The 12,491-nt window shown below is 52.9% G+C and carries 10 protein-coding genes and 1 other RNA gene; 3 read left to right on the top strand and 8 right to left on the bottom strand.

Features of this window, described 5'->3' with window-relative positions; all coding sequences use genetic code 11:
• Positions 1-146: 146 nt before the first annotated feature.
• Positions 147-1,064 carry a proline dehydrogenase family protein gene (locus A3EQ_RS0110540; protein ID WP_026499898.1) on the bottom strand — a complete coding sequence of 306 codons (918 nt, stop codon included), beginning with the start codon at positions 1,062-1,064 and terminating at the stop codon, positions 147-149.
• A 486-nt stretch (positions 1,065-1,550) separates the two neighbouring features.
• Between A3EQ_RS0110540 and A3EQ_RS0110530 the strand changes: the two genes are divergently transcribed.
• The gene (locus tag A3EQ_RS0110530) at positions 1,551-2,660 is read left to right on the top strand and encodes an AI-2E family transporter (protein ID WP_020155141.1); all 1,110 of its coding nucleotides are present in this window, start codon (positions 1,551-1,553) and stop codon (positions 2,658-2,660) included.
• A 716-nt stretch (positions 2,661-3,376) separates the two neighbouring features.
• Here A3EQ_RS0110530 and aspA read toward each other — a convergent pair.
• The gene (gene aspA, locus A3EQ_RS0110520) at positions 3,377-4,819 is read right to left on the bottom strand and encodes an aspartate ammonia-lyase (RefSeq protein WP_020155139.1); all 1,443 of its coding nucleotides are present in this window, start codon (positions 4,817-4,819) and stop codon (positions 3,377-3,379) included.
• Positions 4,820-5,095: 276 nt separating this feature from the next.
• Here aspA and A3EQ_RS0110515 point away from each other — a divergent pair, with 276 nt between their 5' ends.
• Complete coding sequence (locus A3EQ_RS0110515) at positions 5,096-5,359, top strand: DUF1450 domain-containing protein (protein WP_020155138.1); 264 nt, start codon at positions 5,096-5,098, stop codon at positions 5,357-5,359.
• A gap of 65 nt (positions 5,360-5,424) precedes the next feature.
• On the opposite strand, the gene A3EQ_RS0110510 is transcribed toward A3EQ_RS0110515, so the two are convergent.
• The gene (locus tag A3EQ_RS0110510; RefSeq protein ID WP_020155137.1) at positions 5,425-6,660 is read right to left on the bottom strand and encodes an MFS transporter; all 1,236 of its coding nucleotides are present in this window, start codon (positions 6,658-6,660) and stop codon (positions 5,425-5,427) included.
• A gap of 147 nt (positions 6,661-6,807) precedes the next feature.
• Positions 6,808-7,233 carry a DUF5392 family protein gene (locus A3EQ_RS0110505; RefSeq protein ID WP_244874579.1) on the bottom strand — a complete coding sequence of 142 codons (426 nt, stop codon included), beginning with the start codon at positions 7,231-7,233 and terminating at the stop codon, positions 6,808-6,810.
• Here A3EQ_RS0110505 and A3EQ_RS22930 point away from each other — a divergent pair.
• Complete coding sequence (locus A3EQ_RS22930; protein ID WP_154652853.1) at positions 7,136-7,552, top strand: hypothetical protein; 417 nt, start codon at positions 7,136-7,138, stop codon at positions 7,550-7,552. The genes A3EQ_RS0110505 and A3EQ_RS22930 overlap by 98 nt on opposite strands.
• Here A3EQ_RS22930 and ssrA read toward each other — a convergent pair.
• The 4 genes from ssrA to A3EQ_RS0110475 all read right to left on the bottom strand — a co-directional run bounded on the left by ssrA (position 7,550) and on the right by A3EQ_RS0110475 (position 12,223).
• Positions 7,550-7,908, bottom strand: a transfer-messenger RNA (tmRNA) gene (gene ssrA, locus A3EQ_RS22185). The genes A3EQ_RS22930 and ssrA overlap by 3 nt on opposite strands.
• A 91-nt stretch (positions 7,909-7,999) precedes the next feature.
• Positions 8,000-8,467 (bottom strand): SsrA-binding protein SmpB, encoded by a 468-nt coding sequence (smpB, locus tag A3EQ_RS0110495; RefSeq protein ID WP_020155133.1) that lies wholly within the window; start codon positions 8,465-8,467, stop codon positions 8,000-8,002.
• 249 nt (positions 8,468-8,716) lie between these two features.
• On the bottom strand, positions 8,717-11,005 hold the full coding sequence (rnr, locus tag A3EQ_RS0110485; protein WP_020155131.1) for a ribonuclease R: 2,289 nt from the start codon (positions 11,003-11,005) through the stop codon (positions 8,717-8,719).
• A gap of 459 nt (positions 11,006-11,464) precedes the next feature.
• A complete protein-coding gene (locus tag A3EQ_RS0110475; protein WP_020155129.1) occupies positions 11,465-12,223 on the bottom strand; it encodes an alpha/beta hydrolase in 759 nt (252 codons plus the stop codon).
• Positions 12,224-12,491 lie beyond the last annotated feature (268 nt).

Genomic DNA, 12,491 nt, shown 5'->3' with positions numbered 1-12,491 from the left:
TTCATGCTGAAAAAAATAAAATCCGTCTTATTTTAAATATATAAAAGATTTTCCCTGTTCGCAATATCGGAAAAAGGAAAAAACTTCACCGAACCGGCGCACGGTTGCGGTGAAGCGGAACAAAAAATATCGCCTTTATGCCGTTTTCATCTTTTAAATATTCCCTTCAGCACAAACCATACGTTGGCCGGGCGTTCGGCCAAACGGCGCATGAAATATCCGTACCAATCGGTCCCGTAAGGCACGTACACCCGCATCGTGTAGCCTTCCCGGGCCAGCTCCAGCTGCTTTTCGTTCCGGATGCCGTAAAGCATTTGAAACTCAAAACGGTCCTTCGGGATATTTAATTCCTTCACCAAATTTTTGGTATATTCGATGATTTGGTCGTCATGGGTGGCGACGGCGGTGTAATTGCCGTTTTCCATATTCATCCGGATGATCTTTTTAAAGTTTTCATCCACGTCCTTTTTTAAAGGAAAAGCGACTTCTTCCGGTTCTTTGTACGCGCCCTTGACGAGCCTTAACACCGGAGAATAGGCGTTCAAATTCTCAAGATCGTGTTCCGTCCGATACAGATAGGCCTGCAATACCGTGCCCACATTGTCGTATTTTTCCCTCAGCTTCTTATAAATGGTCAACGTTTTTTCGCAGCGGGTATGGTCCTCCATGTCGATGGTGACGAAAACATCGTGTTCCTTCGCCTTATCCAAAATCCTCGTCATGTTGCGGAAGACGACATCATCGGAAATGTCCAGGCCCATGGAGGTTAATTTTACGGACAATTGGGCGTTCAATTTCTCCGCGCCGATCCTTTCCACCGTTTCCACGCAATGGTCCGCCATTTCGTTGGCTTCCCGTTCATTTTCCACAAACTCCCCCAAATAATCGACGGTAACCGCCAAGCCGTCTTCATTCAGCTTTTTGATCACGCGGACCGCCTCGTCGAGGGTTTCGCCGGCGACAAAGCGCTGTGCGCCCAAGTGCAAGCCATATTTGCGGGCAAGCCTCGTTAAAAATTTATTGGTGGACAAAAATTGAAAAAAATTCTTCATCAATTTTTCCATTTGCATGCCCCCTAAACAGAAAAAAATTATGTTGTTTTTTGTTTTGTACCGGCACTTTTCGAATACCCAATAAATAATTTTATCATTCTTTGCCATAAAAACCATATACAGTTTTCACCAAACCTTCCCAAATTCTTCCGGATCCTCCCCTTTTGCGGAAAAAGCGGGAAAAGAGGGAAAAGATAGGGACAAACCTTGAAATCGGGGGAGCCAAGCGGCAGCGCGGCGGCCGGAAAAAGGGCCTCTTTTCGCGGTGTTTTTCGCTTGCGGGAGGGTGCGGGAGATATGCCTGCCTTATTTTCAGAAAGAGCGTCACCCCGTTAACCATCTTTCCCCCGAAGTACCCGGGTGTTTAGCAAATTTCCGAAAAGAAAGTGCTTTGCAACAGGGGCTGCGGTACCCTCTATTCCGGGTGTTTCTCTCTTCTTCCGGGAATGGTATACTTTCTAAAAGAGGATTAGGCCTAATCATGGGGAGGGCAAAAGATTGGCGAAATCGAAACTGCAATTTTGGACGGTGCAAATCTTATTAACCGTCGGAATCATCTATTTATGCACGAAAATCTCTTTTCTATTCGAACCGATTTTCATTTTTTTCTCGACCTTGTTTTTTCCCATTTTAATTTCCGGGTTTCTGTTTTTTATTTTTAACCCGATCGTCACCTTCGCGGAAAAATTCAAAATCCCGAGAACCGCGGGGATTTTGGGAATCTATGTGGCCTTTATCGGGCTCATCGCCCTGGTCATCGCCTTCGTCGGGCCGATTTTGTCAAAACAGATCGCCGAGTTTTTCAAAGATATCCCGAGGTACGTCAGGGAAATCCAACGTCTGACGGTTCTCATCGCCGATTCGGAAGCCTTCCGATGGCTTCAGTCCCAAGAATATTTTTCCATCGAAAAGATCGGGGAGACCTTCTCCGCCTTTATTACCGATCTCCCCGTCAAGTTTACGGCGGGCATCGCCAACATCGTCGGGATCATCACGAATATCGCCTTGACGACCGTCACCGTTCCGTTCCTCCTGTTTTACATGCTGAAAGACGGAAGGAAGATGCCCCGGCTGATCGTCCGGATTTTGCCGGCAAACTACCGGGACGAGGGGCTCGCCATCTTAAAAGATCTGACGAAAACTTTGTCCGCCTACATCCAGGGGATCGTCACCGTCTCCTTGATCGTCGGGACGCTGTCTTTCATCGGTTTTATGATCATCGGGCTGCCCTATTCCCTGCTGCTGGCCTCCATTGTGGCGGTGACCAACATCATTCCCTACGTCGGTCCCTTTCTCGGGGCGACACCCGCGGTGATCATCGGCCTGTTCCATTCCCCGATGATGGCCTTGCTGGCGGTTGTCGTGATCGTCGTCGCCCAGCAGATCGACAGCAATTTGCTGTCCCCGCTCATCATCGGCAAGCAATTGGAAACCCATCCGGCAACGATCATCATCCTTTTGCTGGTGGCGGGGAATCTGGCGGGCATCCTCGGCATGATTTTGGCCGTGCCCGTCTACGCCGTCCTGAAAACCATCACCTTGAATATCATCCGGCTCTACCGGCTGTACCGGCAGCACCAGCTGGCTTCGGATAAGCTGGAAATATAAGGCCGGAGGCGGCCAGGGGGCGGGTTTCCCGGCCGGGCTGTTTTCCTGCGGGGAACACCGGAGTCCTTCGCCGCCGGTCCGCTTCACAATTTTAAGGCCTCGGCGGGAAGGCTGCGGATGAAAACCGGATGGAAGGCGGAAGAGCGCATCCCTATTCCGAAAAAGGCGGCCCGTCCGCTCCGGGATGCGGGAGCGGAAAGGTTCTCCCAAGCCGGATCGGGTTCCGGCGGGGCACATGGAAGGAAATCGGCTCGGGCGATTCCGGATGAAAACCCGCCGCGCCAGGATATCCGGGCGCAAAGCCGGGTAGCGGGCCCGCACGGCCCGGTCCCGCCTCTTATCATCCTTGGAAAAGCATGCCGATCCCGCTTCATCAAGTGAAAAATGTTTCCGCCGCGAGGACGGCGCCATCGAATGCTTGCCGCCCGGGAAAAACACATCGGTGATCCCCCTGCAGCATCGGTATCTCCCCCGCGGCAGACGGCAACCGGCTGAACTGCGCCGGCAAAAAATCGGGCCGCCTGACCCCGGCAAGGGGCAGGCACGCCCGGTTTTCCTATGTTCCTGAAGAAGGAAAATTTTACCGTTTGTAAACGGCCGTTATTTTAAAAATATGGATTCCCTTTTATTCAGCGCGCAGGGGACCGACGGTCCGCCTATCATAGCAGAACCCTGCCGAACGGGAAACCTCCTCCCCCGTTGCGGGCCGCAAACCGTCAGCGATCCCTTTTGCTTTTCAACAAGTCCTTTCCGGATATGCCCGGTTGGGTCATTTCAAAGGGATCCAAAATTTTGTTGATCTCCTCTTCCTTCAAAATTCCCTTTTCGATGCACAGGCTTTTGACGGATTTTCCCGTTTCCAGCGCCTCCCGGGCAATGGCCGAAGCCGTTTCATAGCCCACGTGGGGGTTGATGGCCGTCACAATGCCGATGCTTTTTTCCACATATTCTTTCATCTTCGCTTCATTCGCCCGAATGCCGTCCAGGCAATACTTCCGGAACACGGTAAATACGTTCGTCATCATTTCAATGGATTGCAGCAGATTGAAAACAAGCACCGGTTCCATCACGTTCAGCTCAAACTGTCCGGCTTCGGAAGCCAAACAAATCGTATGGTCGTTGCCGATCACCTGGAACGCCACCTGGTTGACGACTTCGGCCATGACCGGGTTCACCTTCCCCGGCATGATGGAAGAACCCGGCTGCCGCGGGGGCAGGATCAATTCCCCCAATCCCGCCCGCGGTCCGGAAGCCATCAGCCTCAAATCGTTGGCGATTTTCGACATGTTGATCATGCAGCCCTTCAAAGCCGAGGAAACTTCCACATAAGCGTCCGTATTCTGCGTCGCATCGACCAAATGATCGGCTCTCCTCAACGGCAGCCCGCTGTTTTCCCTGAGAAACTCGAGGACTTTTTCCATGTAGACCGGGTCGGCGTTCAACCCGGTGCCGACCGCCGTCGCGCCGATGTTCACTTCGTAAAGATGCTGGCGGGACGTGCGGATGCGGCCCATATCCCGTTCCAGCACCCGCGCGTACGCCTCAAATTCCTGCCCGAGCCGGATGGGCACCGCATCCTGCAGATGGGTTCGCCCGATCTTCAATATATATTTGAATTCATCGGCTTTACGGTAGAAAGACTTCGTCAGTTGCTCCAACGCATCGAGCAGCTTTTCCAGCTTCTGCAAAACCGCGATATGGATGGCGGTCGGAAAAACGTCATTCGTCGATTGGGACATGTTGACGTGGCTGTTCGGACTGACCGTCCGGTAATCTCCTTTTTCCTTTCCCAAAATTTCCAGGGCCCGGTTGGCGATCACCTCATTGGCGTTCATGTTGATCGACGTGCCGGCGCCCCCCTGGATCGGGTCGACGATAAATTGGTCATGCCACTTCCCGGCAATAATCTCCTCCGCCGCCCGGATGATCGCGTCGGCAACGGGCGGCGAAAGTTGGCCGATGGCCAGATTGGCCTGGGCCGCCGATTTTTTGACGATCGCCAGCGCCGTGATCAAACTTTTATCCAGCTTTTGCCCGGTAATCGGAAAATTTTCCACCGCCCTCAATGTTTGGATCCCGTAGTAGGCATCCTTCGGAACGTCCTTTTCCCCCAAAAAATCCCTCTCCGTCCGAAAATCCTTCGATGGCAATTTTTTCACTCCTGATCCATTCTTTTTCCCGAATTTCCAATGATATTATAAATCTTTTGCACAAATCTTTCATCGGATGCTCACCGGGTCCGTACCGTTCCGGTCCGTCAACCGCCTGCAAGTTTCCGACTCCGCCGCCACCGTTGCCATCCTTGCAGACGATGTCCTAAAGACGGAACGCCTCCAAAGGATATTCTTCGGCCCGGCCGGCGGTGCGGTTTGCTGTCCATTTTTCAACGGTTTTTATATAATGGGGTTGAATTCAATCCATAAGGATGTGGCAACATGGGTCTTTTTTCCAAAAAAAATAAGCCGGGGAAACTATATTTTTGCACCAATAATTTAAACCGCTTTTATGACGATGACGCCTTCGACCGCCTGGAAAGCTTCGTCGACGAACACGGGCTGAAGGTGCGGGAGATGGACTGCTTGAGCTACTGCGAAGAATGCGAGTGCTCTCCCTATGCCCTCTTCAATAGGGAATTTATCGCCGCGGACACTCCCGATGAACTGATCGAAAAATTGAAACGGCGTGTGTCCGAGGCCTGATTCCTGCCGGCTTTTCCCGGGCCGGAGCCAAATGCAAAAGGGAAACCGACGGAACAGCGGGGGTTTTACCGGCTTGCTCCCGCCGAATGGTCCCGGGCCTCCGCTTCCACAAAAAATGCCCGTTTTGCCGGATGATAGACCATCCAAGCCAGCAATAGGCCGATGGACAAACAGACGAAGGAAGCCAGGACGATGCTGGAACGCAGCGGGAAAAGATCCCCGGTAAAGCCGATCAGCAGGATGAACAAGATTTGCAAAAGGCTCTGAAACAGCCCATAGATGCTGGATATCCGACCCATCATATCCTGGGGGAAATGATTTTGAAAGAACGTGAGAACGCCCGTGCTGGAAAAGGCGTTAAAAAACCCGAGCAGCAAAAATCCCGCCGCAATCGCGAGAAAGGAATAGGAAAAGGCATAAATGATATAACCGGCGGCCACCAGCAGATGCCCGACGGCGATCATCGTCCGCACCGAGATTTTTTGGGCGGTGCGGGAAAGGACCATCGAGCCGGCGACGTAACCGATCCCCGTCACGCTGATGAGCAGCCCGTATTCGCTTTCCGAAAGGCCCACCACTTTTCGGGCAAACACCACTTCCTGGGCATCCATCCCCAAAGCGATAATCATAAAGAACTGGGCAAGAAAGTAAACGGTGACGATGTACGGATGGTTCCTGCTGAAGCGGAGCACCTTTCCCCAGTCCTCCGCGAAAACGCGGAAATGGATCTTCCGTTTTTCCGCTTTTGGTCCGTCCAAGTCCGGCAGGAAGAAAAAAACGAGAGCGGAACAGGCAAAGGAGACGGCGTTCAGCAGGATGGCCGCCTCGGGGGTGCTGATCAGCAAAAGCATGCCGGATATGGCGGGGCCGATCAGAAAGGCGCCTGACGTCACGAGACTGCGGTAGGCATTAAATTTTTTCCGGTCTTCCGCCGGGACCAATTTGGTGATGTATGTAATCGAAGCCGGGTTGAAGAAGGCTTTGGCGACGGCCAATAAAAACAGGATCCCATAAATCAGCCAGACGGATTCCAGCAAGGGAATCGCGGCCGTTAAAACGGCGCGGAAAAGATCGGTTGCGATCAAGAGCCGGCGTTTGTTGAAACGGTCGATGAACGTGCCGGACCAAAATTGGGTGAGGATGGCGGCCAGCGGACTCATGATCCATAACCCGGCTACCGCCGCCGCGGAATCGGTCAGCCGCAAAATGAATACATTGATGGCCACCAGATAGATGAAGTCGCCGAAGGTCGATGTCCCCAGCCCGATGAAAAGCAGCCACTGTTTTTTCCTCTCTCCCATCCCGTCACCTTCCGTTCTCCCAATCATTCCATCCGAACCGCATGCGAAACGAGCCATAAAGCTTCCGGAGAGCAAAAAAAATCCCAACCGGGTTCCCAAATCGGATTTGCATCCAGCATCCGCTCTTCCAGCGTAAAAAGCGAAAGCTCAATCGCCCGGTTGGTCTTCTTCCGGCTGCTCCAATTTTTTTCTCCTTTCGATCCGGTCCTCTTCTTGCAGAAAGCGGACAAAGTTTTCCATGGCCAAAGCCGGTTTTTCCTTGATCCGCCGAATGTAGCGGGTCTTCACTTCCTCGGAAACCGACCGGCTTTTGGTGATCCGTTCCACCATGTATTGCATGCCGATTTTTTCAATTTCTTTTTTGTTCAGCCTCGTTTCCTTCCACAGCGCCAGCCCAAGGGCGCCAAGGACGGAATAGACGAAGAGCAGCCCGTAATCCCGGCCCCCGTCGGGAATGAAAAACAGGAGGTAAACGATGTTCAAAAAGGAAATCCCGATCAGCGGAAACGTCCAAAACATGTATTTCGACGTTTTCCTGGCCAGGGGAAAGATTAATTTTTGGATTTGCTCCAATTCCTTCCGGATATACTCGGGAAAACTGTTCGCCAAAAAATTGTCCAAACTTCATCATCCCTCATCAAAAATTCCTTGGAACACTTCCGTCCCTATGAAAAAAGACCTTCCTCTTCCGCCAGGTAAGGTCTTGCCAACAACCGAATCTGTTGCCGGCAAAGCCGGGAGTAGAACGCTCCGTTATGACGACTTTGCCGTGAATGATACTCCCCTGTCCGCTGTGAATGATGAATGGCCGGGTCATTTTTTGAAAAAACCGGTGACGTCGGATCCCATCCTGCCAAAGCGCCCGGAAACCGATCCCTTACCGCTTTCTTGATGGAGACGGTGGGAGTCGAACCCACGTCCAGAAGCATCGCCGCTTAAGCCTCTACGAGCGTAGTCGGTATATTCTCTTTCGCGGTTACTTCAGCCTACCGACAGGCTTCCGTAACGCTAGTCTGGGAAGATCTCTTCCTTTGCCCTCAGACGGCAGGCAAAAGGCGTAGCCCATTCCTATAAGTCCCTGACCCTTCACATGGGCGATGAAGGGAGGAACCGCTCTTGGCGATTAAGCGGCAAGAGCGAGGTTAGCTTGTTGTTTGCCAGTTATTCTTGGCACGGCGTTTTAACGAGATCGCCAACTCGGCTCGCAGCTTAAGCTCGATCTGCCCCTGTCGAATCCAAAACGTCCCCGCGATTCAATTTTCAAAGGAAAAGGAAGAACCTTTGCAATCTTAATTATAGCATAATCCCGTACGGGATCAAAGGATTGAACAACCTGTCTTTACATATATTGCCTTTCTTTGAAAGCCCGTTCGATGTCCCGTTTCGCTTCTCTCTTCTTCAATTCTTCCCGCTTATCGTATTTTTTCTTCCCCTTCGCCAGGGCGAGGGTGATTTTCGCAAAACCGTTTTTCAAGTAAATTTTTAACGGGACGAGGGAATATCCCTGCTCTTTCGTCAGCCCGATCAGCTTGTTGATTTCCTTCCGGTGCAAAAGGAGCTTCCGCGTACGGAGGGGATCGTGGTTAAAGCGGTTTCCCTGCTCGTACGGGCTGATGTGCATTTGATGCAAAAAGACTTCCCCGTTTTCAATCTTCGCATAGGAATCTTTTAAATTGACCTTTCCGGCGCGAATCGATTTGATCTCCGTCCCCTGCAGAACGATTCCGGCTTCGTAGGTTTCTTCGATAAAATAGTCATGGTGCGCCTTTTTGTTCTGGGCGATTACCTTTCCGTCGCCTTTCGCCATGCAGATTCCCCCTTCGGTACCCCTACATTTTAGCAAAAAAAAATTTTTTTCACAATAAACAAAACGCCCCTTCCGTATGACGGAAAAGGGCGGATCCCCCCTTCAGGAAAAGGGGGAGGGACATTCGGGCCGCCGGCCGACAGGCGAAAAGGCACCGGGATGGGAGATCGAGCCGCAGCCCTCTTTCATGAACAAGTGGCATCCACTAAGCGAGGGACACGGGACGGATGAGCGCTCCGCCGCTTTCCTTTATCCCCGTTTTTGCCTATGGTTGTGCTTCCGCCCTTTTCCCTTCTCTTTTTCCCGCGGATGGCCGGACAGCCAAATTTCGCCGGCGCCTTTCCTCTTCTTTCCTTTGTCCGCGCGGAGCACTTTCACCTTCCGGTCGCCGAGCCCCTTCTTCCGTTTGATGCCGACCACTTCAAAATCGATCGATCTTTCATCCTTGTTGACCTGCAGGACGCGGACCGTAATTTCATCCCCGATCCGGTACACTTTTCCGGTCAATTCTCCGATCAAGGCATATTGTCTTTCATGGAAATGGTAATAATCATCATACAAATAACTGATGTGCACCAGGCCTTCAATCGTGTTCGGCAGCTCGACAAAGAGGCCGAAATTGGTCACCGAGCTGATGATGCCGTCGAATTCCTGGCCGATCTTGTCTTGCATGAATTCCGCTTTCTTCAGGTCTTCCGTCTCCCGTTCCGCATCCTCCGCCATCCGTTCCATCTTCGAGGTGTGTTCGGCGATCTCCGGCAATTTTTCCCGCCATTTTTCCACCGATTTTTCATCGATGGCGCCTTCCAGCAAATAGGCGCGAATGAGCCGGTGGACGACCAGGTCGGGATAGCGGCGGATCGGCGAGGTGAAATGGGTGTAATATTTCGCCGCCAATCCGAAATGGCCGACGCTTTCCGGGCTGTACTTCGCCTGCTGCATCGAACGGAGCATGACGGTGGAGACGATCATTTCCTCCGGTTTTCCCCGGACTTCGTCGAGGATTTCCTGCAAGGCGCCGGGATGGACGTCGTTCGCCCGTCCCCGGACGACGAGCCCGAAATTGGTGATGAATTCGAAAAACCTTTGCAGTTTTTCCTCCTTCGGATGTTCGTGGATGCGGTAGATAAAGGGGAGATCAAGCCAATGGAAATGTTCGGCGACCGTTTCATTGGCGCACAGCATGAATTCTTCGATCAGCCGCTCGGCCACGGAACGTTCGCGGATGACCACGTCCGTCGGCTTGCCCTTTTCGTTGACCACAATCTTCGCTTCTTTGAAATCAAAATCGATGGCTCCCCGGTTCATCCGTTTGTTCCGCAAGATCTCCGCCAGTTCGGCCATCGTCTCCAGCATCGGGACGATTTCCCGGTATTTTTCCCTGAGCGGTTCATCCCGGTCCACCAGGATCCGGTTGACGTCGGAATAGGTCATCCTTTCCTTCGTCTGGATGACGCTTTGGAAAATTTCGTGGCGGACGACCTCTCCCTTTTCGTCGATCTCCATTTCACAGGAAATGGCAAGACGCGGGACCCTCGGATTTAAAGAGCAGATGCCGTTGGACAGGCGGTGGGGAAGCATCGGGATCACCCGGTCGACCAGATAGACGCTCGTTCCCCGGTTGAAGGCTTCCCGGTCGATGGCGCTCCCTTCCTTGACATAGTGGCTCACATCGGCGATATGGACGCCCAACAGATAGTGGCCGTTGTCCATTTTTTTCACCGTTACCGCGTCGTCCAAATCCTTCGCGTCTTCCCCGTCGATGGTGATGATCGTTTCCCCGCGCAAATCCCTTCTTCCCGCGAGATCCCGATCCTGCACTTCGGAAGGGATTTGTTCCGCTTCCGCCATGACTTCCTCCGGAAATTCATGGGCGATCCCGTGCTTATGGATGATCGACAAAATATCTACGCCGGGATCGTTTTTATGCCCCAATATTTTTACGATTTCCCCTTCCGCGCTTTTCCGGCCTTCGGGGAAGGCGGTGATTTTCACGACGACTTTGTGCCCGTCGACGGCCCCTTTGGAAGCCTCTTTCGGAATGAAGATGTCGCCGTTAAATCGTTTGTCATCGGGGACGACAAAACCGAAATATTTGCTCTCCACGTAGGTTCCGACGACTTCCGAAAAGCCCCGCTGGAGGATGCGGATGATGGAGCCTTCCGGCTTTTCCCCGCTCGATTTGAAGGAGACGCGGACAAGCACCAGATCCCCGTGAAGGGCGTTGTTCATCTCCCCCGGCGGGATGAAAATATCGTCCATCCCCGGCTCGTCGGGCGTAACAAAGGCGTAGCCTTTCGGATGGCCGGACACCCGGCCGCGAACCAGATTCATTTTTTCCGGTACGCCGTAGCGGTTGCTTCTCGTGCGGACGACCAAGCCCTTCTGCTCCATGTAAACCAGGGCCTTGACGAATTGTTTGAATTCGGCGGCGTCCTTCACCCCGAAGGCTTTCTCCAATTCGCTGGCCGTGAGCGGTTTGTAGGCTTCCTCCCGCATGTAGTCCAGCAATTTTTCCACCCATTCGGAAGTTTCCATGGAAAACTCCCTCCTTTCTTTCCTTTTCTTCTTAACCATCTATAAAGGGCGGACCGGCCAAATCACCTGCTTTTGTAAAATCCTGCCTAATGCCAAGGGAGCACAGCACCCCGGAAAAGGAACGGCTTTGCGCCCCCTTCTTTTTTACACGAATGCCTGGACTTCATCGGCGGATCGACCGGGGAAGGGAGCGGCCCTGCCGGTCACCGCAATTTCTGATCTTCCGGTTTGCCGCCCGGTGATAACGGGCCGACCCTTTCCGACCGGCCACCGTATCCTGATCATCGTCGGTCCATCCATGTGCATACGGGGCCTGGCATCCTTGCCATCCCGGCCGCCAACCCGGCAGGCGCAAGACCCGTTCCGCCTTCCCGCAATCGCAGCATCCCCTCCTGCCCCTTTCGGCAACGGAAGTTCCCAGGCGCGGTCAGGCGGCAGGCATTCGGGCGGATTAACGGATTAACGGGAAGCTTGCCAATCCAACCCTTCCAAAAAGCGGAGCACGTCGTCGTGCAATTGATCCTTTTCCACGCCGGTCGTCAGGACATGCCCCGATCTTTCATACCACTTGATTTGTTTTTCCGCGGAAGCGACGCCGTTATAGATGACGTCGGCGCTCCCCGGATCGATCATCTCGTCATGCCTGGCCTGGGCGACAAAAACCGGAGCGTAGATCATGTCGAGACTGTCCCTTACTTCTTGAATTAACGCCTGGATTTTTTTCAGGGAGGAGAGGGGTTTTTGCCGAAGGGCCTCCACCTCTTTACGGACGGTTTCTTCGTCCTTCCCTTCCTTTCTTTTGTATTCCCGCGCGAAGTTCAAAACCCCGTGAAGCATTTTTTCTTCCCTTTGAATCGCCATCGGGGCGCACATCGTGACGATCCCTTTGACGGGAACGGTATAGCCCAGCTTCAGGGCAAAAACGCCGCCGAGGGACAGGCCCGCCACGGCGATTTCTTCATACCCCATATCTTTTAAGGAATGGTAGGCGCTCAGCACGTCTTCCCACCAATCGTCCGGGGTATAGCGGAAAAGTTCTTCCGGCGGCACGCCGTGGCCCCGGTAGATCGGCGCGTGGGAAGTATAGCCCATCTTTTCCAGAAATCGGCCGAGCATACGCACATCGGCGCTCGTGCCGGTAAATCCGTGAAGCAATAATACGGCCCGTTCCCCAGCTTGAAAGGTGAACGGTTTCGGCGGTACGATTTTCACGCGCATGCATCCTTTCATTCATCTATAAGGTTTGCCCCGTCCGGGCCGATTTATCCCGGAACCGGAAAAAATTTCAATCCTTTTGTCCGAGGATATGCCAGAACGCAAGACTTTCCCAAGGAAAGCCGTTCAAAGGAGCCTGATCAACCGCAGCATCCGAAATCTTGCTCCCCATCCCCAAGGAAAACCGTTCAAAGGAAGCCCGAAGCGGGCGGGGTCATCTCCGGGTAGCGGAGGCAGAATTTTTTAAAAGGTTGCCCGAAAAGAAGGACGC

Origin of the sequence: Caldibacillus debilis DSM 16016, from assembly GCF_000383875.1 — a bacterium.
GTDB classification, from domain to species: domain Bacteria; phylum Bacillota; class Bacilli; order Bacillales; family Caldibacillaceae; genus Caldibacillus; species Caldibacillus debilis.
The sequence above is the reverse complement of the archived record's forward strand: the minus strand, read 5'-3'. Positions and strand labels throughout refer to the sequence as shown.